This window comes from Azospirillum sp. FG154, assembly GCF_057809575.1.
Genome location: NZ_JBMDKF010000027.1, coordinates 46,875 through 66,712 on the forward strand (window position 1 = coordinate 46,875; position 19,838 = coordinate 66,712).

The 19,838-nt window shown below is 66.3% G+C and carries 15 protein-coding genes; 10 read left to right on the forward strand and 5 right to left on the reverse strand.

Going from position 1 to position 19,838, the window contains the following annotated elements:
• Positions 1-16: 16 nt before the first annotated feature.
• The 3 genes from ACODS4_RS23455 to mmsB all read left to right on the forward strand — a co-directional run bounded on the left by ACODS4_RS23455 (position 17) and on the right by mmsB (position 4,185).
• A complete protein-coding gene (locus ACODS4_RS23455) occupies positions 17-1,516 on the forward strand; it encodes a CoA-acylating methylmalonate-semialdehyde dehydrogenase (RefSeq protein ID WP_488868091.1) in 1,500 nt (499 codons plus the stop codon).
• Between the two features lie 449 nt (positions 1,517-1,965).
• Positions 1,966-3,111, forward strand: a complete 1,146-nt coding sequence (locus ACODS4_RS23460; RefSeq protein WP_488868092.1) for an acyl-CoA dehydrogenase family protein — start codon at positions 1,966-1,968, stop codon at positions 3,109-3,111.
• Between the two features lie 183 nt (positions 3,112-3,294).
• Positions 3,295-4,185 (forward strand): 3-hydroxyisobutyrate dehydrogenase, encoded by an 891-nt coding sequence (gene mmsB, locus ACODS4_RS23465; protein ID WP_488868093.1) that lies wholly within the window; start codon positions 3,295-3,297, stop codon positions 4,183-4,185.
• Between the two features lie 15 nt (positions 4,186-4,200).
• Here the strand turns inward: mmsB and ACODS4_RS23470 are convergent, their stop codons facing one another.
• The gene (locus ACODS4_RS23470; protein WP_488868094.1) at positions 4,201-5,097 is read right to left on the reverse strand and encodes a LysR family transcriptional regulator; all 897 of its coding nucleotides are present in this window, start codon (positions 5,095-5,097) and stop codon (positions 4,201-4,203) included.
• Between the two features lie 378 nt (positions 5,098-5,475).
• A complete protein-coding gene (locus tag ACODS4_RS23475; RefSeq protein ID WP_488868095.1) occupies positions 5,476-5,958 on the reverse strand; it encodes an Lrp/AsnC family transcriptional regulator in 483 nt (160 codons plus the stop codon).
• A 99-nt stretch (positions 5,959-6,057) separates the two neighbouring features.
• Here ACODS4_RS23475 and rocF point away from each other — a divergent pair, with 99 nt between their 5' ends.
• The 3 genes from rocF to ACODS4_RS23490 all read left to right on the forward strand — a co-directional run bounded on the left by rocF (position 6,058) and on the right by ACODS4_RS23490 (position 9,908).
• Complete coding sequence (gene rocF / locus ACODS4_RS23480; RefSeq protein WP_488868096.1) at positions 6,058-7,002, forward strand: arginase; 945 nt, start codon at positions 6,058-6,060, stop codon at positions 7,000-7,002.
• Positions 7,003-7,005: 3 nt separating this feature from the next.
• Positions 7,006-8,067 carry an ornithine cyclodeaminase gene (gene ocd, locus ACODS4_RS23485; protein ID WP_488868097.1) on the forward strand — a complete coding sequence of 354 codons (1,062 nt, stop codon included), beginning with the start codon at positions 7,006-7,008 and terminating at the stop codon, positions 8,065-8,067.
• Between the two features lie 161 nt (positions 8,068-8,228).
• Positions 8,229-9,908, forward strand: coding sequence for a caspase family protein (locus ACODS4_RS23490; RefSeq protein ID WP_488868098.1), 1,680 nt, complete (start codon positions 8,229-8,231; stop codon positions 9,906-9,908).
• 16 nt (positions 9,909-9,924) lie between these two features.
• Here ACODS4_RS23490 and ACODS4_RS23495 read toward each other — a convergent pair whose 3' ends face one another.
• Complete coding sequence (locus ACODS4_RS23495; protein ID WP_488868099.1) at positions 9,925-11,451, reverse strand: sigma 54-interacting transcriptional regulator; 1,527 nt, start codon at positions 11,449-11,451, stop codon at positions 9,925-9,927.
• A 209-nt stretch (positions 11,452-11,660) separates the two neighbouring features.
• On the opposite strand from ACODS4_RS23495, the gene ACODS4_RS23500 reads away from it, so the two are divergent.
• Complete coding sequence (locus ACODS4_RS23500) at positions 11,661-12,893, forward strand: methionine gamma-lyase (RefSeq protein ID WP_488868100.1); 1,233 nt, start codon at positions 11,661-11,663, stop codon at positions 12,891-12,893.
• Between the two features lie 134 nt (positions 12,894-13,027).
• Positions 13,028-15,604 (forward strand): methyl-accepting chemotaxis protein, encoded by a 2,577-nt coding sequence (locus ACODS4_RS23505; RefSeq protein WP_488868101.1) that lies wholly within the window; start codon positions 13,028-13,030, stop codon positions 15,602-15,604.
• A gap of 66 nt (positions 15,605-15,670) precedes the next feature.
• On the opposite strand, the gene ACODS4_RS23510 is transcribed toward ACODS4_RS23505, so the two are convergent.
• Both ACODS4_RS23510 and ACODS4_RS23515 read right to left on the reverse strand, forming a co-directional pair.
• Positions 15,671-17,728, reverse strand: a complete 2,058-nt coding sequence (locus tag ACODS4_RS23510; RefSeq protein ID WP_488868102.1) for a methyl-accepting chemotaxis protein — start codon at positions 17,726-17,728, stop codon at positions 15,671-15,673.
• Between the two features lie 233 nt (positions 17,729-17,961).
• Positions 17,962-18,741: an SDR family NAD(P)-dependent oxidoreductase gene (locus tag ACODS4_RS23515; protein WP_488868103.1), complete on the reverse strand. Its 780-nt coding sequence runs from the start codon at positions 18,739-18,741 to the stop codon at positions 17,962-17,964.
• 308 nt (positions 18,742-19,049) lie between these two features.
• On the opposite strand from ACODS4_RS23515, the gene ACODS4_RS23520 reads away from it, so the two are divergent.
• Positions 19,050-19,337: a hypothetical protein gene (locus tag ACODS4_RS23520; RefSeq protein ID WP_488868104.1), complete on the forward strand. Its 288-nt coding sequence runs from the start codon at positions 19,050-19,052 to the stop codon at positions 19,335-19,337.
• Positions 19,338-19,432: 95 nt separating this feature from the next.
• Positions 19,433-19,768 carry a hypothetical protein gene (locus tag ACODS4_RS23525; protein ID WP_488868105.1) on the forward strand — a complete coding sequence of 112 codons (336 nt, stop codon included), beginning with the start codon at positions 19,433-19,435 and terminating at the stop codon, positions 19,766-19,768.
• Positions 19,769-19,838 lie beyond the last annotated feature (70 nt).

Sequence of the window (19,838 nt, forward strand, 5' to 3'; positions counted from 1 at the left end):
GGGAGGAAAACCACCAATGACGACCGAACTCCATCACCTGATCGGCGGCAAGAAGGTCGCGGGCGCGTCGGGCCGTTTCGCCGACGTCTTCTCGCCGATGACCGGCGAGGTGCGGGCCAAGGTTCCGCTCGCCAGCGTGGAGGAAATGCGCGCCGCCGTCGAAAACGCCAAGATCGCCCAGCGCGGTTGGGCCGCGCAGAACCCGCAAAAGCGCGCCCGCGTGCTGATGCGCTTCCTCGATCTGGTCCAGCGCGAGTATGACTCGCTGGCGCTGATGCTGTCGCTGGAGCATGGCAAGACCATCGTGGACGCCAAGGGCGACATCCAGCGCGGTCTTGAGGTGGTCGAGTTCGCTTGCGGCATCCCGCATCTGCTGAAGGGCGAGTTCACCGACGGCGCCGGTCCCGGCATCGACATCTATTCGATGCGCCAGCCGCTGGGCGTCGTCGCGGGCATCACGCCCTTCAACTTCCCGGCGATGATCCCGATGTGGAAATTCGCCCCGGCCATCGCCTGCGGCAACGCCTTCATCCTCAAGCCGTCGGAGCGCACGCCGTCCGTGCCGATGCGTCTGGCCGAGTTGATGCTGGAAGCCGGTCTGCCCGACGGCGTGCTGAACGTCGTCCACGGCGACAAGGTGGCGGTGGACGCCATCCTGGACGACCGCGACATCAAGGCGATCGGCTTCGTCGGCTCCACCCCGATCGCCGAATACATCTACACGCGCGGCACCGCCGCCGGGAAGCGCGTCCAGTGCTTTGGCGGGGCGAAGAACCACGCCCTCATCATGCCGGACGCCGATCTGGATCAAGCGACCGACGCGCTGATCGGCGCCGGCTTTGGCGCGGCGGGCGAACGCTGCATGGCGATTTCGGTGGTGGTCCCCGTGGGCCGCAAGACCGCCGACGCCCTGATGGAGCGTCTGGTCCCCCGCGTGGAAGCGCTGAAGATCGGCCCGTCCACCGACGGCGCCGCCGATTTCGGCCCGCTGGTGACGCGCGAGCATCTGGCCAAGGTCAAATCCTACGTCGATCTCGGCGTGCAGGAGGGCGCGACGCTGGCCGTCGATGGCCGCGACTTCAAGATGCAGGGTTACGAGAACGGCTATTACATGGGCGGCTGCCTGTTCGACCATGTGAAGCCGGAAATGCGCATCTACAAGGAAGAGATCTTCGGCCCGGTGCTGTCGGTCGTCCGCGCGGATTCCTATGAGGAGGCGCTGAGCCTGCCGAACGAGCACGAGTATGGCAACGGCGTGGCGATCTTCACCCGCGACGGCGACGCCGCCCGCGACTTCGCCGCCCGTGTGGACGTCGGCATGGTCGGCATCAACGTGCCGATCCCGGTTCCGCTCGCCTACTACACCTTCGGCGGTTGGAAGCGGTCGGGCTTTGGCGATCTGAACCAGCACGGCCCGGATTCGGTGCGCTTCTACACCAAGACCAAGACCGTCACCTCGCGCTGGCCCTCGGGCATCAAGGAAGGCGCCAGCTTCGCCATTCCGACGATGGATTGATCGCCGTCGCAAACGCGTTGGGCCGGGCGATCGGGTGATTGGAAGCCCTTCTCCCCTTGCGGGAGAAGGGTTGGGATGAGGGGTATTTCGCCAACGGCGAAAGATTCACACCCCCTCACCCCAACCCCTCTCCCGCAAAGGCTACGGCATTCACACATCTTCGGTTTAGGCAACTCATTGGAAGAAAAGAACTTTTCTCCGTCATTCCCGCGAAGGCGGGAATCCAGACTTACCCATAGGGTTCGTCTGGCAAACTCTGGATCCCCGCCTGCGCGGGGATGACGGAAAAGTCATTTGGTTTCAATTGGTTGCGGCAAGAAAAAGATGTGTGAATGCCGTAGCCCCTCGCGGGAGAGGGGCTTCTCGCGCGCCTCTCCGATTGTCGGATTGCCTCGGCATGTCGCGTCTGTGGCTGGTAATCTTGGTACCGATCCCTCTGAGGTGCACCGATGTCCTTTGAACTCTCCGAAGACCAGCGCGCCATCCGCGACATGGCGCTGTCCTTCGCCCGCGACGAATTGGCCCCGAACGCCGTCGAATGGGACCAGAAGAAGCATTTCCCGGTCGACAAACTCCGCGCGGCGGGCGAACTCGGCATGGGCGGCATCTATGTGTCGGACGAGTATGGCGGGTCGGCCCTGTCGCGCTTCGACGCCGTGGTGATTTTCGAGGCGCTGAGCCAGGGTTGCCCGACCATCGCGTCCTACATCTCCATCCACAACATGGTGGCGGGGATGATCGACGCTTTCGGCTCAAAGGAGCAGAAGGCCCATTGGCTGCCCAATCTGTCGCGCATGGAATGGCTCGCCAGCTATTGCCTGACGGAGGCCAACGCCGGATCCGACGCGGCGGCCCTGCGCACGCGGGCCGTGCGTGACGGTGACGAGTATGTGCTGAACGGGGCCAAGCAGTTCATTTCCGGGGCGGGAAGCTCCGACCTTTACTTGGTGATGGCCCGTACGGGCGAGGACGGCCCCGGCGGCATCAGCGCCTTTCTGATCCCCAAGGACACGCCCGGCCTGTCCTTTGGCGCGAACGAGCACAAGATGGGCTGGAACGCCCAGCCGACCCGCGCGGTGATCCTGGAGGATGCCCGCGTCCCCGTCTCCGCCCGCTTGGGCGAGGAGGGCATGGGCTTCAAATTCGCCATGAAGGGTCTGGACGGCGGGCGCATCAACATCGCCGCCTGCTCCATCGGCGGGGCGCAGGCCGCGCTGGACGCCGCGCTGAAATACATGGGCGAGCGCAAGGCGTTCGGCCAGACCATCGACCGTTTCCAAGCCCTGCAATTCCGCATCGCCGACATGGCGACGGAGCTGGAGGCCGCGCGCACCTTCGTTCACCGCGCCGCGTCGGCCCTTGACGCCAAGAGCAATGACGCCACCCGGCTGTGCGCGATGGCCAAGCGCTTTGGCACCGACACCGGGTTCGAGGTGGCGAACAACGCCCTGCAACTGTTCGGCGGTTACGGCTATCTGTCCGATTATGGCGTGGAAAAGATCGTCCGCGATCTGCGCGTGCACCAAATCCTGGAAGGCACCAACGAGATCATGCGCCTGATCGTCGCGCGCAGCGAAATCGCCCGGATGGCCTGAAATCTCCCTCTCCCGCTTCGGGAGAGGGAAGGGGCCCATGCGCAGCATGGGAAGGGTGAGGGGTTCACCACGACGTCAGCCTTTGATCCTTGGCTTCCCCCTCACCCGGCGCCTGCGGCGCCACCCTCTCCCGAAACGGGAGAGGGAGACAGAACCAAACCAAACGCAACGGGAGAAACGACCATGGCTGTCATCGGGTTCATCGGGTTGGGCAACATGGGCGGGCCGATGGCGGCCAATCTGGTCAAGGCCGGGCACAGCGTCCACGGTTTCGACCTGTCCCCGGCGGCCATCGACGCCGCCAAGGCGGCGGGCGTGACCATCGGCGACTCGCCGGTCGCCGTGGCGCGCGAGGCCGAAATCGTCATCACCATGCTGCCCAGCGGCAAGCATGTGCTGAGCGTCTATGACGGGGCCGAGGGCGTCGTCGCGGCTGTGAAGCCGGGAACCTTGCTGATTGACAGCTCGACCATCGACGTCGATTCCGCCCGCAAGGCCCACGCGTTGGCGACCGCGCGCGGCGCGGCGGCGGTGGACGCCCCGGTGTCGGGCGGCGTCGGCGGCGCGGCGGCGGGAACCTTGACCTTCATGGTCGGCGGCGAAGCGGCGGCCTTTGACGCCGCCCGCCCGATCCTGGAGGCGATGGGCAAGAAGATCGTCCATTGCGGCGGGGCCGGGGCCGGTCAAGCGGCCAAGATCTGCAACAACATGATCCTCGGCATTTCGATGATCGGCGTGTGCGAGGCCTTCGTGCTGGCCGAAAAGCTGGGGCTGTCGCACCAGTCCCTGTATGACGTGGCGTCCACCGCGTCGGGTCAATGCTGGTCGCTGACCAGCTATTGCCCGGTCCCCGGCCCGGTGCCGACCAGCCCGGCCAACCGCGATTACCAACCGGGCTTCGCCGCCGCGCTGATGCTGAAGGATCTGAAGCTGGCGCAGGAAGCCTCGCAAAGCGCGGGCGCCCCGACGCCGCTCGGGGCCGCCGCGACCCAGCTTTACGCCATGATGGCGGCGGCGGGCGAAGGCGGAACCGACTTCTCCGGCGTCATCCGCATGCTGCGCGGCGAGGGCTGAGCCAAATCATCGACGTCATTGCGGCAGGAACAGCGCCTGTTCCCGCCGCACCGCGTCGGCGATGAAATCGGCGGTCATGGCGATGCGGGCGAGCGAGCGCATGTCCTCATGCACGATCAGCCAAAAGGATCGGGTGATCGACAGTTGTTCGGGCAAGACGGGGCGCAAGTTCGCCTCGGCCCGCGCGATGAAGGCGGGCAGCATGCACAGGCCCGCCCCGGCGACCGTGGCGTTGACCTGGGCCACCAGACTGCTGCTTTTGATGCGCGGGGCGATGTCGCCGATGGCTTGGACGTAATCCAGTTCGGGCGCGAAAATCAGATCGTCGATGTAGCTGATGAAGGAATGACCCGCCAGATCCGCCCGGTCGGCGATGGGCGGATGGGACTCCAGATACCCCGCCGAGGCGTAGAGGCCCAGCCGATAATCGGTCAGCTTGCGGGCGTAGAGCCGCCCCTCCTGTGGGCAGGACAGGCTGATGGCGATGTCGGCCTCCCGCTTGGACAGGCTGAAGACGCGCGGCATGGCGACGAGCTGCACCTCCAGATCCGGGTGCCGCTGGCAAAGCGCGCCGATGCGCGGGGCGAGGAAGCAACTGCCGAACCCGTCGGGCGCGCCGATCCGCACCGCGCCGGACAGCGACAGATCGCCGTCGGCCACCATGCTTTGGGCGAGAAAGGCGGCGCTTTCCATCGCCTCGGCGGTTTGTTTCAGTCGTTCGCCTTGGGCGGTCAGGGTCAGGCCGCTGGGCCGCCGTTCAAACAGGGTGACGCGCAACGCCTCTTCCAGCGCGCTGACCCGGCGGCTGACCGTGGTGTGATCGGCCCGCAACCGCTGCGCCGCCGTGGTCAAGGTCCCGGCGCGGGCGACGGCGAGGAAATAGCGCAGATCGTTCCAGTTGAAATCTGACATGTCCGGCGGCGACGCGATTCCTGGCGGTTGCCCCCTGGTCGGCGGCGGGCCGCACTGTCCCACCAACCCGCCCGCCTGACAAGTGCGGCGCATCGCAGCGGCTTGGGGGCGCCAAGCTTCGCCGCCCTCTCCCCTTTGCGCCACGGCATTCACACATCTTCGGTTTAGGCAACTCATTGGAAGAAAAAGAACTTTTCTCCGTCATTCCCGCGCAGGCGGGAATCCAGACTTACCCATAGGGTTCGTCTGGCAAACTCTGGATCCCCGCCTGCGCGGGGATGACGGAAAATCCATTTCATTTCAATTGATTGCAGCAAGAAAAAGATGTGTGAATGCCGTAGCTCCCTCTGGGAGAGGGAGAGGGAGAGGGCCAGCCCGTCATCCCCCCACGGTGGATTTGCGGGCGGACAGCAGGATGCTGGTTTCGGTGGAGGCGATGCCGGGGATTTGCCGCATCCGGCGCAGGGTGTCGTCGAAGCCTTCCAGCGTGTCGGTTTCGATCTCCGCGATGATGTCCCAGCGCCCGTTGGTGGTGTAGAGCGTCCGCACCTCCGGGAAGCCGTTCAGCCGCGCCACCACGCTTTCCGCCGCGCGGCCTTCCACCTCGATCATCGTGATGGCGCGCAGCGCCTGGCCTTGCGCGCCGGACCGCACGGTGACGGTGAAGCCCAGAATGACATGCTCCGCCACCAGCCGGTCGATGCGGGCGCGCACGGTGGCGCGCGACACGGCCAACTCGTCGGCGAGGCTGGCGACGGAGCGGCGGGAATCCGCGCGCAGCAGCGACAGCAGACGGTAATCAAGATCGTCCATGCCAATCTGATAAATCAGGCTTCTCAGAATGTCAAAAAGCCTGCTCATTTTTGGCAGTTTCCTGGCTTTTTATCGCCTCCTTCGCCCGCGATACTGTAGGGCAGGCCAATCAAGCGCCCAGCCCTGCGGCGCGGAGGAGAGACGAGGATGACCATGCCGGACGACGCGACGCGCCCCCCGATCCAGCTTCTTGGCGTCCCGGTGGATGTCGGGGCCGGGCAGAAGGGCGCCTCCATGGGACCGGCGGCCCTGCGCATGGTCGGCCTGCTGGACACGCTGGAGGAATTGGGCTTCGCCGTGCGCGATCTGGGCGATCTGTCGCCCAAGCCGCTGCCCGAGGGAACCGATCCGAAAGACCGCCGCGCCCAGATCACCGGCTGGTGCCACGCGCTGGCCGAACGCTCCTACGGCATGATGCGGGACGGCGCCTTTCCGATCTTTTTGGGCGGCGACCACAGCCTGTCCATCGGCTCGGTCTCCGGCGTCGCCCGCCATTGCAACGAGACGGGGCGTCCGCTGTTCGTGCTGTGGCTCGACGCGCATGGCGATTTCAACACGCCGACGACCTCGCCGTCGGGCAACATCCACGGCATGCCCGCCGCCTTTCTGTGCGGGGAGGAGGGGTTCGACGGCATCGTGCCGGACGCCTTCCGCGCGCCGGTCGATCCGACGCGAGTCCATCTGTTCGGCATCCGCTCGCTCGACCATGGCGAACGGGTGTTGTTGCGGGCACGCGGCGTGGACGTCGCCGACATGCGGCTGATCGACGAGTATGGCGTGGCCGCCCTGCTGCGCCGGATCATCGAAAAGGTCCAGGCGGTCAACGGCCATCTGCACGTCAGCCTGGACATTGATTTCCTCGACCCGTCCTTCGCGCCCGCCGTCGGCACCGCCGTGCCGGGCGGGGCGACCTACCGCGAGGCGCATCTCATCATGGAGATGCTGCATGATTCGGGCGTGGTCGGTTCGCTGGACATCGTCGAACTGAACCCCATCCTCGACGAGCGGGGCAAGAGCGCCCACGCGCTGGTCGATCTCGTGGCGAGCCTGCTGGGCCGCCGCATCCTGGATTACCCCGCGCGGAGCCTTTGAATCATGATCCCCAATCTGAACATCGTTCCCTTCGTCAGCGTCGATCACATGATGAAGCTGGTTCTGAAAATCGGCGTCGAACGCTTTCTGACCGAACTGGCGGTCTGCATCGAAGAGGATTTCCGCCGCTGGCACGCCTTTGACAAGACCCCGCGCGTCGCCTCCCACAGCGCCGACGGCGTGATCGAGCTGATGCCGACCAGCGACAGCCGCAATTACGGCTTCAAATACGTCAACGGCCACCCGAAGAACACGCGCGAAGGCCGCCAGACCGTCACCGCCTTTGGCGTGCTGTCGGACGTCGCCACCGGCTATCCGGTGCTGATGACGGAAATGACCATCCTGACGGCGCTGCGCACGGCGGCGACCTCGGCGGTGGCGGCCAAGCCGCTGGCCCCGCGCGGCGCCTCCTGCATGGCGATCATCGGCAACGGCGCGCAATCGGAATTCCAGGCCTTGGCCTTCAAGGCGTTGCTGGGGATCCGCGAGCTGCGCCTGTACGACATCGACCCCGACGCCACGGCGAAATGCGCCCGCAATCTGGCCGGACTGGGCTTTTCCATCACCACCTGCCGCAGCGCGCAAGAGGCGGTGGAGGGCGCCCACATCATCACCACGGTGACGGCGGACAAGCAATACGCCACCATCCTGACCGACAACATGGTCGGTGCCGGGGTCCACATCAACGCGGTCGGCGGCGATTGCCCCGGCAAGACGGAGCTGCACCGCGACATCCTGCTGCGCTCCGACATCTTCGTGGAATACCCGCCGCAAACCCGGATCGAGGGCGAAATCCAGCAATTGCCCGCCGATTACCCGGTGACGGAGCTGTGGCAGGTGCTGACCGGCGCGGCGGAGGGGCGGCGCGACGCCCGCCAGATCACCCTGTTCGATTCCGTGGGCTTCGCGACGGAGGATTTCTCCGCCCTGCGCTACGTCCGCGACCAGATCGTCGGCACCGGCCTGTATCAGGAACTGGACATGCTGGCCGACCCCGACGAACCGCGCGACCTGTTCGGCATGCTGCTGCGCGCGGCGTCCCCGCCGGGTGCGGTCGCGGCGTAGACGCCCGGCCTTGCCGACTCCAGCCGTCTGGTTGTGGGAGCGGACAACAAGGCTGGAGAATCATGGCCCCCCGCATACGCGGGGCTGTGATTTTGTCCAGCCATAAGCCCATGGAATTTGGCAGTATGGAGCGGGCTGTCTGATCCAGGGAAAACGTGACCGTGGGAACATTGAAACGGGTCGCCGTGCTGCTGCTGCCGTTGCTGGCGATGTGGGTCGCCCCCGCTTGGGCCGAGGGGCGGCGGGTCGCCCTGGTGTTGGGGAACAGCGCCTACCAGCACGCGCCCCCGCTGCCCAACCCGGTCAACGACGCGCGGGTGATCGGCGAGACTCTGGCCAAGGCGGGGTTTGAGCTGATTGGCGGGTCGGCCCAACTCGATCTCGACAAGACGGGGACGGAGCAGGCGATCCGCAAATTCGGCGCGCGGCTGGCCGGGGCCGACGTCGGGCTGTTCTATTACGCCGGGCATGGCGTGCAGGTGCGCGGCAGCAATTTTCTGCTGCCCGTCTCGGCCAACCTGACCAAAGAAGCCGACGTCCGTTATGAGTTGATCGACGTCAGCGTCGTGCTGGACGAGATGACTCTGGCGGAAAGCCGGTTGAACATCATCATTCTGGACGCCTGCCGCAACAACCCGTTCGGCGGGCGCGGGTTGCGGTCGGTGTCGTCGGGGTTGGCGCAGATGCAGGCCCCCGCCGGAACGATCATCGCCTACGCCACCCAGCCGGGCGCGGTCGCCGCCGACGGCGACGGGGCCAACAGCCCCTACACCGAGGCGCTGGCCAAGGCGGTGTCCAAGCCCGGCGACACCGTGTTCGACGTCTTCAACGACGTCGGCGTGACGGTGAAGCGCAACACCGGCGGGGCGCAACAGCCCTGGGTGTCGGCCTCCCCCATCGAAGGGCGCTTTTACTTTCTGGGACCGACCACGGTGGTGACGGCGCCGCCCGCCGCCGCCGCGCCCGCCTCGGCGGACAAGGAAATGGTCTTTTGGGACAGCGTGAAGACCAGCGCCAATCCCCGCATGTTCGAGGCCTATCTCCGCCAATTCCCGCAAGGCGCCTTCGCCGCCATCGCCGAGGCCAAGATCGCGGAATTGAACGGCCCGACGGCGGTGGCGCGGGTCGCCGCCGTTCCCTCCATTCCCGCCGCCCCGCCCTCCTCCTCTTCGGCGTCTCCCGTGCCGCCGCCCGCCGCGCCGGTGGAGCTGTCCACGCCCGCGACACCGCCCGCCCCTCCCCCGCCGGTGGTCGCGGCGTTGGCGGCGCCCCCATCTCCGCCCCCGGCCCTGGCGCGGCGTTTGGACGTGTCGGCCATCCCCTATCTGCCCGCCAAGGCGCGCGACGCGCTGGCGCGCTACCCGGATTTGCCCAGCCCGAAGGCCATCGCGATTTCCCAGCGCGGCAACTACGCCTATTTCTCCAACAAGACGAACAGCCGCAGCGAAGAGGACGTGAAGCGCAGCGCCCTGCAATATTGCCAGTTCAACGCGGAGGAGCCTTGCGCGCTCTACGCCGTCGGCGATGCCGTGCTGTTCGATCCGAAAATCGGCTTTAAGGCCACCCCGGTGGCGATTCCCGGCAGCGGGCGTTTCGATCCCGAACTGGTGCCCTTCGTCTCCGACCGCACGCGCGAGGTTGGGATGGCGAATTACCAGCGCAACCCCGACCACAAGGCCATCGCCCTGACCCCCAGCGGCGTCTGGGCCGCCGTTTGGGGCCGGGCGTCCGACGACGACGCGCGCGAGGCGGCGCTGGAGCAGTGCCAGCAGCGCAGCGAGAAAGAAGACTGCCACCTCTACGCGGTCAACGGCCAAGTCGTGTTTGACGAGGAGCGGTGAGCCGCGTCCACCGCCCTCAGGGCGTGATCCCCGCCGCCTTCAGCTTTTGCGCGATGGTGGTGTGCGACACGCCCAGCCGGGCCGCCAGCTTGCGGCTCGATGGGTAGAGCGGCCACAGGCGGCGCAGCAAATCGGCCTCGAACCGGTGCTGCGCGGTCTGCCAATCGGGGGGGAGGTCGCCTTCGTTCGCCCCCTCGTCGCCGCCGCTCCGCCCGTCGCGGCTGAGGTCGAGATGCTCCAGCCCGATGACCGGCCCGTCGGCGAGGGTCAGGGTGCGGAACACCACATTCTGCAATTGGCGCACGTTGCCGGGCCAGCCATGGTTGGTCAGCCGCTCCAGAGCTTGTGCGGTCAGGCGCGGCTTGGGGCGGCCGATCTGCGCCGCCGCGCCGCCGAGAAAGCGGTCCACCAAGCCCGGAATGTCCTCCCGCCGTTCGCGCAGCGCCGGAACATCGACCCGCAGCACCGACAGGCGGTAGAGCAGATCCTCGCGGAACCGGCCATCGCCGCACAGGCGGGCGAGGTCGCGGTGGGTCGCCGACAGGATGCGCACCGACACCCGTCGCTCCTGCTTGCCGCCCACCCGGCGGAAGGTTCCATCTTCCAGAAAACGCAGCAGTTTGGATTGGACATAGGGCGACATCTCGCCGATTTCGTCCAGGAACAGGACGCCGCCGTCGGCCAGCTCCAACAGCCCCAGCTTGCCGTCGCGCGTCGCGCCGCTGAAGGCGCCGGGGGCGTAGCCGAACAGCTCGCTTTCCACCAGATTTTCCGGCAAGGCGGCGCAGTTGAGCGCCAGAAAGGGCGCGGCGCGGCGCGATCCGGCCCCGTGGATGGCGCGGGCCACCAGCTCTTTGCCGACGCCGGTTTCGCCGCCGATCAGGACCGGGGCCTCGACGTCGGCGAAGCGGCGGACGCGGTCCTTGACCTGGGCGATCAACGGCGATTCCCCGACGATGCGGTCGAGCGTGCCGCTTTCCCCCGGCCCGACCAAGGCCAACTCCCGCCCGATCCGTTGCGAGGCGCGGAAGATGACCAGCCAGCCGCCGCCCTTTTGCTCGTTCTTCTCCGCTTTCGTCGCCACCAGCTCGGCCAGATAGGCCCGGCCATCGACGGTCAACGCCAGCGATCCGCCGCCCGCGTCGGCGCGCAGCCGGGCGGCGATGGCGGCGGGCAGTTTGGCCGACGGGCCGATGATCGCCGGACCGATGATTGCTTGCCCCGCCGCGTTGGCCGCCGCGATCCCGCCATCGGGCGCGACCACCAGCAGCGGGTCGGGGAAGGACGCGACCAGCGTTTCCAGCGCCTCGCGCCGCCGGTCGCCGGGCAACGCGTCGATCGCCGCCACGGATTGGACGCCGGGGATCCATTCCAGGGCCAGGCGCAGGCGCGGCAGGTCGGCGTCGCGCAGGCCGGGCACATGGGCGTAGACATGGCCGGTCTCCACCTCCAGCCGCCGCAGGTCGAACCCGGCGCGGGCGATGACCGCCAAGATCTCGCTGGTGATGCCAAGCCGGTTTTCGCCACGAATGTCGAGCATCATTGTCAGAAATTCCTTACAGCGTCAGAAATTTCTTACACCCGCGTCCGCCCATGGGAAAGCCGGGATTTCACAAAATCCGCGTCGCGCCTGTAAGGAATTTCTTACGCCAAGCTCGTCTGATTCCCCCAAAACCCCCGCTTTTCCGCGCTTGGCCCGCCCCTTGCGATGATGGGGGCGTCCGCGTCCCTCCCCGCATCACGAGGCTTCCCATGTCGTCGTCGCTCAAGCCGTCATCGCCCGCCGTTGGTTTCGCCACCCGCGCCATCCACCATGGCTATGACCCGATGCAGCACAATGGGGCGCTGGTGCCGCCGGTCTACATGACCTCGACCTTCGCCTTCCCCGACGCCGCCACCGGCGGCCAGCGTTTCGCCGGAGAGGGCAAGGGCTACATCTACACCCGTCTTGGCAACCCGACGCTGAATTTGCTGGAAGAGCGGCTGGCGATCCTGGAGGGCGGCGAAGCGGCCTTGGCCACCGCGTCGGGCATGGGGGCCATCACCTCGGCGCTGTGGACCATCGTCCAGCCGGGCGACGAGGTGATCGTCGACAAGACCCTGTATGGCTGCACCTTTTCCTTCCTGCGCCACGGGCTGGCGCGCTTTGGCGTCACCGTCACCCATGTGGATCTGACCGACGTCGCCAATCTGGAATCGGCGCTGTCCGACCAGACCCGCGTGGTCTATTTCGAGACGCCCGCCAATCCCAACATGCGCGTCGTCGACATCGCCGCCGTCGCCGCTGTGGCGCATCGTCGTGGCGCGCTGGTGATGGTGGACAACACCTATTGCACGCCGCTGCTGCAACGCCCGTTGGAGCTGGGGGCCGATCTGGTCGTTCATTCCGCCACCAAATATCTCGGCGGCCATGGCGATCTGACGGCGGGCGCGGTGATCGGCGGGGCCGAGTTGCTGGGCCGCATCCGCATGGTCGGGCTGAAGGACATGACCGGCGCCGTGCTGTCGGCGTCCGACGCCAACCTGATTTTGCGCGGGCTGAAGACGCTGGAATTGCGGATGGAGCGTCATTGCGCCTCCGCCCGGCTGGCCGCCGATCTCATCGCCGCCCATCCGGCGGTCAAGGCCGTCCATTTCCCCGGCCTGCCCAGCCACCCGCAGCACGCGGTGGCCAAGCGCCAGATGAGCGATTTCGGCGGCATGATCGCCTTTGAATTGACCGACGGCTACGCCGGTGGGTTGCGTTTCATGGACGCGCTGCGCCTCGTCACCCGCGCCGTCAGCCTGGGCGACGCCGAAACCCTGGTCCAGCACCCGGCCAGCATGACCCATTCCACCTACACGCCGGAAGAGCGCGCGCTGTACGGCATTTCCGACGGTCTGATCCGCCTGTCCATCGGGCTGGAAACCCCCGCCGACCTGCTGGCCGACCTGTCGCAGGCGCTGGATCACGCGGGCGCCGCCCTAAGTCTGGCGGCGGAATAAGGGGCGCCCCCAGAGGCGCAGGATCGCGAGTTTCGGGTTAAGGTGATTTGATTCCCGTCAAGGCGGGGCTTCAATCCCAGGCGGATCATCCCAGGCTGATCCGCCCAACCCTGAACCAATCGCAGGACGTCGCCATGGCTGTTCGCCTTTCCAACTGGCCGTTGCGCCGTCAAGTTCTGGCGGCCTTGGCCGCCTCCATTCTGGCGTTGGTCCTGTTGTCGGCGGCGGTGATTGGTGAACGTGGGCGTGACATGGCGACCATCGCCACCTTGCGGACGCTGGTCAACGCCACCACCCGCATCGGCGCTCTGTCGCACGAGTTGCAGAAGGAGCGCGGCGGGAGCGCCCTGTTTCTGGGCGGCGGCGGCAAGCAGTTCGGGCCGGAGCTGAACGCTCAGCGCGCCCAGTCCGACGTCGCCATCACCGCCCTGCGCGACGCGCTGAAACCCTTGCGCGGGAATGAGGCTTTCGACGGATTCCTGAAGGCGATCGCCGATTCCGAAGCGGAACTCACGGCGTTGGCCGGGAAACGCGCCGACATCGACCGCTTGGCGATCAAGGGGCTGGACGCCACCGCCTATTACAGCCGGGTGATTGGCGGGTTGCTGGATTCCGCGTATCAGATCAGCCGCGTCACCCACCACGCGGCCCTGAAGGATCCGCTTGTCGCCTACATCGCCCTGACCCAAGGCAAGGAGCGAGCCGGGCTGGAGCGCGCCACCGGCGCCGCCGGCTTCGCCGCTGGGCGGTTCGACGCGGCGCTGTATCAACGGCTGGCGTCGTTGATCGCGGCGCAGGACACGTTTTTCTCGGTCTTCCTGAACGTCGCCAACGGCGATCAAGCGGCGCTGTTTCGCGACGCGGTGGCCGGGGCCGCTCAGGACAACGTGACGGCGCTGCGCAAACTGGCGTTGGATGCGGGCGTCGGCGGCGATTTGAAGGGCGTGCAGGCCCCGGTCTGGTTCCGGGAAACCACGGCGCGCATTGACGCGATGAAGCGGGTCGAAGACCGGCTTGCCCAGGATTTGCAGGATTTCGCCGCGCGCGAAGCCGACGCGGCGCGGACGTCCTTCGCCATCGTGCTGGCGCTGGCCGTGCTGGGGTCAGGGTTGGCGCTGTTGATCGGTTTGCTGGTGGTCCGCTCCATCACCACCGCCATCGGCGGCCTGACTCGGGCGACCGAACGCATCGCGGCTGGCGACGTCCACGCGACGGTGCCGGGCGATGATCGTGGCGACGAGGTTGGCGCGCTGGCGCGCGCCATCCATGACATTCGCGGCGCTGGGGTGGCGGCGATGCGGATCAAGACCGCGCTCGACAACGTGTCGGCCAACACGATGATGGCCGACACCAACGGCGTGGTCGTTTACATGAACCAGGCGGTGCTGGACATGTTCCGCAACGCCGAGGCGGACATCCGCCAGCAGCTTCCGCATTTCCGCGCCGACGCTCTGCTTGAGAATCCGGCCATGCAACGGGAATTGTTGGCGACCTTGAACGGCTCGCGCCACGCCCGGATCACGGTGGGCGGGCGCAGCTTCAACCTGATCGCCACGGCGGTGATGGACGAACAGGGCATGCGTCACGGCACCGCCGTGGAATGGCGCGACGTCACCCAAGAGTTGAGGATCGAGCGCGAGGTGGCGGCGATGGTCCAGGCCGCCGCCGCTGGCGATTTTGCTCAGCGGATCGATCTGACGGGCAAGGACGGCTTCATGCTGGAACTGGCGCGCAGCATGAACAGCCTGTCGGAAACGGCGGCCCTGTCGCTTCAGGATGTTGTGACGTTTCTGGAGGACCTCGCGACCGGCAACCTGTCGGCCCGCGTCAGCGGCGACCATCGCGGCATGTTCGCGCGCATCCAGAGCGACGCCAACAGCACGGCGGAGCGGTTGGCCGACATCGTGGCCCGCATCGCCGTCGCCGCCGAAACGATCAGCACCGCGTCGTCGGAAATTTCCATGGGGTCGTCGGATCTGGCGGAACGGACCGAACAGCAGGCCAGCAGCCTGGAAGAAACCGCCGCCAGCATGGAGCAATTGTCATCCACCGTACGATCCAACGCCGACAGCGCCCAGCGCGCCAACCGCATGGCCGAAGAGGCGCGCGGCTCGGCCCAAGCGGGCGGAACGGTGGCCGTGTCGGCGGTCGGCGCCATGAAGCGGATTGAAGAGGCCAGCCGCAAGATGACCGACATCATCGGCGTCATCGACGAGATCGCCTTTCAAACCAATTTGCTGGCGCTGAACGCGGCGGTCGAGGCCGCGCGGGCGGGCGACGCCGGGCGCGGCTTCGCCGTGGTGGCGCAGGAGGTCCGGCAACTGGCCCAGCGTTCGGCGCAAGCGTCGAAGGAGATCAAGGGCTTGATCCTGGACAGCGACGGGCAGGTCAAGACGGGGGTCGAACTGGTGCAGAAGGCGGGCGGGGCGTTGGAGGGCATTGTGTCCGGCGTGCGCGACGTGGCGGCGTTGATCGCCGACATGGCGAACGCGTCAAGCGAACAAGCGACCTCGTTGGACGAAATCAACGCCGCCGTGGCGCAGATGGACGAGATGACTCAGAAGAACGCGGCGTTGGTCGAACAAACCACCGCCGCCGCCCACGCGATGGCGGGCGAGGCGGCGGAGCTGCGCGCGCTGGTCGGGTTCTTCCAACTGGATCAAGGCCAACTGGATCAAGGCCAACTGGATCAAGGCGCGGAACGCCGGTGACGGAAAACCCCGCTGACGTTTCCGTCAGCGGGGTTGCCGCTTTGGACGGAGGAGGACCTCCAACCGTCACGCGCTGCGCACCGTGGCGATGAAGGCGCTGACCTCGCGGCGCAGACGGTCGGCTTCGACCGCCAGGGCTTCGGATGTGGTGCGGACGTCGCTGGCGGCGGCCCCGGTCTGCTGGACCGCGTTGGACACGCCGACAATGTTGGACGACACCTCTTCCGTGCCATGCGCGGCTTGGGTCACGTTGCTGGCGATGTCGCGGGTCGCCGCCCCTTGCTCTTCGATGGCGGCGGCGATGGTCGTGGCGATCTCGCTCATCCGGCCAATGATTTGGCCGATGCCGCCAATCGCCATGCGGGCGCCGCCGGTGGCGACCTGGATTTCTTGCACCTTGCTCTGAATCTCGTCGGTGGCGCGCGAGGTCTGGGTCGCCAACGCTTTGACCTCGCTGGCGACCACGGCGAAGCCCTTGCCCGCTTCGCCCGCGCGGGCCGCCTCGATGGTGGCGTTCAGCGCCAGAAGGTTGGTTTGCGCGGCGATGCCGCTGATGAGTTCCACCACCTGCCCGATCTGTTCGGTGGCGACGACCAGCCCCTGAATGGTGGTGTTGGCCCTCTCGGCGTCGGACACCGCCTGTTCGGCGATGCGGGTCGAGGTTTCGACCTGATGGCCGATTTCACCGATGGAGGCCGACAACTCTTCCGTTGCCGAGGCCACCGTCTGCACATTGACCGACGCCTGTTCGGACGCCGCAGCGACGATGGTGGATCGTTCGCTGGCCTGGGTGGCGGTGGTGGACAAAGCGGTGGCGGCGCGCTGCATCCCGGTCGCGGCGGTGGCCACCGTCTCGACAATGCCCTGAACCGCGCCTTCAAAATTGTCGGCCAACCGCATCATCGCCTGTTTGCGCTCGGCGGCGGCCCGTTGTTCGGCGGCGGCCTGTTCGGCCTCCAGACGCTTCATCTCTTGGGCGTTGATTTTGAAGATCTCCAGGGCGCGGGCCAACGCGCCGATTTCATCGCGGCGCTGCGTGTTGGTGACGTCAATCGCCAGATCACCTTGCGCCAAGCGGCCCATCGCCTGGGTGATGCCAGCCAAAGGACGGGTGATCGCGCGCGAAATCAACCAAGCCAGCAAACCGCCCAGCAGCAGCGCCGCCACCGTCACCACCAGCCCCAAGCTTTTGGCCGAGGACACTGCGGCGTCGGTCATGCTTTGCAGCCTTTCTTGATCGGCCATGGCGTTCTGACGGATCGTGCTGATCCGCTCATTCGCGGCCCGTCCGTTCTGCTCCATGGTTTCTTCGCGAACGGCGCGAATGTCCGCGTCCAAGGCGGTGATTTTTTCGATGCCGGCGACATAATTTGGCAGTTCTGGGATAATGTCCGCCAGTTTCGCCTTGGATGGCTGTTCATCGCCAAGGCCGGATTGCAGCGACGTTACCTTTGCCTGCAAAGCGGTCAAATCCGAGCGGATCCGGATCAAATCTTCCGCGCGGTGTTCGGCGATGAAGCGGGCGACGAGGACGCGGGTCAACAGAAACTGTTCGCTGAATCCGGCGACGATGACGGTGCGGTCCAGGCTGCCGCCGCGTTTTTCAAGCTGAACCGTTTCGCTGAAGGCGGTTCGGATTTGAGCGCCCAATTTGTTGACGATGGACGTGACCAGCCCCTCCCGCTCGTGGCGCAGAGCGACCAGACGATCAAAATCCTTGGAGAATTGGCCGCCAAACGCCATGGCTTCTGTCGCCAGCCGACGGTTGTCGGCCAACTCCATGCGCTCGCCGACCATTTTCAGACGCTCTTGAAACTGGGCCAGCGATTTGTGGAAGCTTGCGGGCGCGTCCTCGCGTCCGGTCGCTATGAACTCTTGCGCGGCGCTCAGGGCGTCCGACATGTCGGTGTCGGCTTCGCCCAGCAGACTGGCTGTCCTGGTCTGGGCTGAAAATTGCCGCATGGCGCCTTCGCTGGCCTTCAGCCCCGTCCAAGACACCGCGCCCAACCCGACCAGCAGGCACAAGGTGAGGCCGAAGCCAGCGTAGACCTTGGTTGCGGTTTGCAAATTGGCGAAGGTGCTTGCCAGAGATGCGTGTTGTTGGGCGCTTTTTGTCATCACCATCACTCCACCCGCGTGCCGACGATGTCGGTCTTTCGCTTGATTGTCTTTGATCGCCTTTCTGTTCAAAAATCACGCCAGAAGATGCGCGGTGAAAAATCGGCGCGCGATCGCCCTTTGCCGGGCGGTTTGTCGCATTTTGAGAATCACGCGGGGCTGGTTTTGGCAATCTGCATGTTTGGAACAATTCCATTAGCATTTTGCGGAATAACCACCCCCTGCCGGATGCCGTCGCGTCAGCCGAAAAACTGCCCGCCATTCACCTCGATCACCTGCCCGGTGATGTAACCGGCCAGTCGGTTCGAGGCGAGAAACAGATAAGCGCCGACGCAATCCTCCGCCGCGCCCAGCCGTTTCAACGGGATGCGCGCCGCCGTTTGCGCCAGCTTTTCCGGGGTGGAGTAGCGGTCGTGGAAATCGGTGGCGATGGTGCCGGGGGACACGGCGTTGACCCGAATCCCGTGCGGCGCCAGTTCGGTGGCCAGCGACCGGGCGAGGCTGGCCTGGAACGCCTTGGCGGCGCTGTAGAGCGAGGAACCGGGGCTGCCGCCGGTCCGGCCGGAGATCGAGCCGGTGTTGACGATGGCCCCGCGCGACGCGATCAAGGCGGGCAGCGCCGTGCGGCTGGCGATCAGGGCGGAGGCGGCGTTCAAGTCGAACTGCTGTTGCAGGAAATCATCGTCGATGTCGGCCAACGCCACCCGTCCCAACATGGTTCCGGCGTTGTTGATGAGGACGTCCAACCCGCCGAGCGTTTGAACCGCCCGCTCCACCACGCCGCGCGTCTGCGCCCGGTCGGCGAAATCGCCGGTCAGCGGGATCACGCCGCGACCGATGCGGCTGGCCAACGCGGCCACCGCCGTTTCATCGCGACCATGGATCGCCACCCGCGCCCCCAGTTCGGCGAAGGCGCCCGCCACCGCCGCGCCGATGCCCCGGCTGCTGCCCGTCACCAGCACGCGTTTGCCGGCGAAATCCTGGCCCAAAAGGTCGGTCGGCCAGCGTTGTTCGGTCATGGTGGAGGCTCCCTGTCGGATGGTTCGTGGTTTGATTTTTCGGGCGGCGCCTGTGCGGATTGGAACATGCGCTCCGCGCGTTTGTGTTCGTAGACGATCATAGGGGGGCGCGGCGCGGCGCGTCAACGCGGGGGACGGATCGGTTTATTCCCTCGGGATTGTTGTGCAGATGCGAATAGAGTTGTCGCGACAGTCAGATTTATCCCCGCCCGATGAACGACTAAATATGTCTTCACCGCCAAGGCGCAGCCGACGGCGCACAGAACTCCGCCCCGCCATTGGGGCGCCGCGTTGAAAAGGAAAACATCATGTTCGTTCGCACGCTTACGGCGGCCACCCTGTCGCTTGCCGTTTTCGCTTCGAGCGCCGCCTTCGCCAGCAGCAATTTCGACAACCTGCTGGCCGAGACCAAGACCGCCGCTCTCGCCGTCACCGCCGTTCAGGCCGAACGGAGCGACCGCGATCTCGCCAACAGCTACATCGTGATGGCGGAATCGCTGGCCAAGCAGGGCGACGAGGCCAAGGCGCTCAGCCTGCTGACCTTCGCCCGGGGCAAGCTCGGCCTGTCCCGTCAAGAGCGCCTCGCGGCTCAGTAAGGCCGCTCTCTCCCTCTGAAGCATCGTTTTTATCAAGCGCGACGCGTTCCCAATGAGGGGCGTCGCCGCACCATCATCTTGAAAAGGACACCACCATGTTTTCTCGCACCATCGCCGCCGCCGCCCTGTCGTTCGCCGTTTTGACCTCGGGTTCGGCCTTCGCCGCCAGCTTTGACAGCGTGTTGGCGGACACCAAGGCCGCCGCCGTGTCGGCCCAGCTTGAGCGCAACGACCGTGACCTCGCCAACAACTACATCGTGATGGCGCAGTCCCTCGCCGCTCAGGGCGAAGAGGCCAAGGCCTTGAACTTTCTGAACTTCGCCCGTGGTCGGTTGGGGCTGGCCCCGTCGGACAGCCCGGTCATGCAGGCGGAACAGAGTCCGGCTCCGTTCCAGACCAGCGAGATGGACAGCCGTGGCTCGCTCCGTTGAGACTTGCGGCGGACCGATTGTTGATAAGCCGCAGGATCGCGTGACGCGTTCCGTTCGGCTCTGACGACCG

What these genes read in the sequence shown, in the direction of transcription:
- ACODS4_RS23455 (WP_488868091.1), top strand. Translation starts at nt 17, where the DNA reads ATGACGACCGAACTCCATCACCTGATCGGCGGCAAGAAGGTCGCGGGC.
- ACODS4_RS23460 (WP_488868092.1), top strand. Translation starts at nt 1,966, where the DNA reads ATGTCCTTTGAACTCTCCGAAGACCAGCGCGCCATCCGCGACATGGCG.
- mmsB (WP_488868093.1), top strand. Translation starts at nt 3,295, where the DNA reads ATGGCTGTCATCGGGTTCATCGGGTTGGGCAACATGGGCGGGCCGATG.
- ACODS4_RS23470 (WP_488868094.1), bottom strand. Translation starts at nt 5,097, where the DNA reads ATGTCAGATTTCAACTGGAACGATCTGCGCTATTTCCTCGCCGTCGCC.
- ACODS4_RS23475 (WP_488868095.1), bottom strand. Translation starts at nt 5,958, where the DNA reads ATGAGCAGGCTTTTTGACATTCTGAGAAGCCTGATTTATCAGATTGGC.
- rocF (WP_488868096.1), top strand. Translation starts at nt 6,058, where the DNA reads ATGACCATGCCGGACGACGCGACGCGCCCCCCGATCCAGCTTCTTGGC.
- ocd (WP_488868097.1), top strand. Translation starts at nt 7,006, where the DNA reads ATGATCCCCAATCTGAACATCGTTCCCTTCGTCAGCGTCGATCACATG.
- ACODS4_RS23495 (WP_488868099.1), bottom strand. Translation starts at nt 11,451, where the DNA reads ATGATGCTCGACATTCGTGGCGAAAACCGGCTTGGCATCACCAGCGAG.
- ACODS4_RS23500 (WP_488868100.1), top strand. Translation starts at nt 11,661, where the DNA reads ATGTCGTCGTCGCTCAAGCCGTCATCGCCCGCCGTTGGTTTCGCCACC.
- ACODS4_RS23505 (WP_488868101.1), top strand. Translation starts at nt 13,028, where the DNA reads ATGGCTGTTCGCCTTTCCAACTGGCCGTTGCGCCGTCAAGTTCTGGCG.
- ACODS4_RS23510 (WP_488868102.1), bottom strand. Translation starts at nt 17,728, where the DNA reads ATGGTGATGACAAAAAGCGCCCAACAACACGCATCTCTGGCAAGCACC.
- ACODS4_RS23515 (WP_488868103.1), bottom strand. Translation starts at nt 18,741, where the DNA reads ATGACCGAACAACGCTGGCCGACCGACCTTTTGGGCCAGGATTTCGCC.
- ACODS4_RS23520 (WP_488868104.1), top strand. Translation starts at nt 19,050, where the DNA reads ATGTTCGTTCGCACGCTTACGGCGGCCACCCTGTCGCTTGCCGTTTTC.
- ACODS4_RS23525 (WP_488868105.1), top strand. Translation starts at nt 19,433, where the DNA reads ATGTTTTCTCGCACCATCGCCGCCGCCGCCCTGTCGTTCGCCGTTTTG.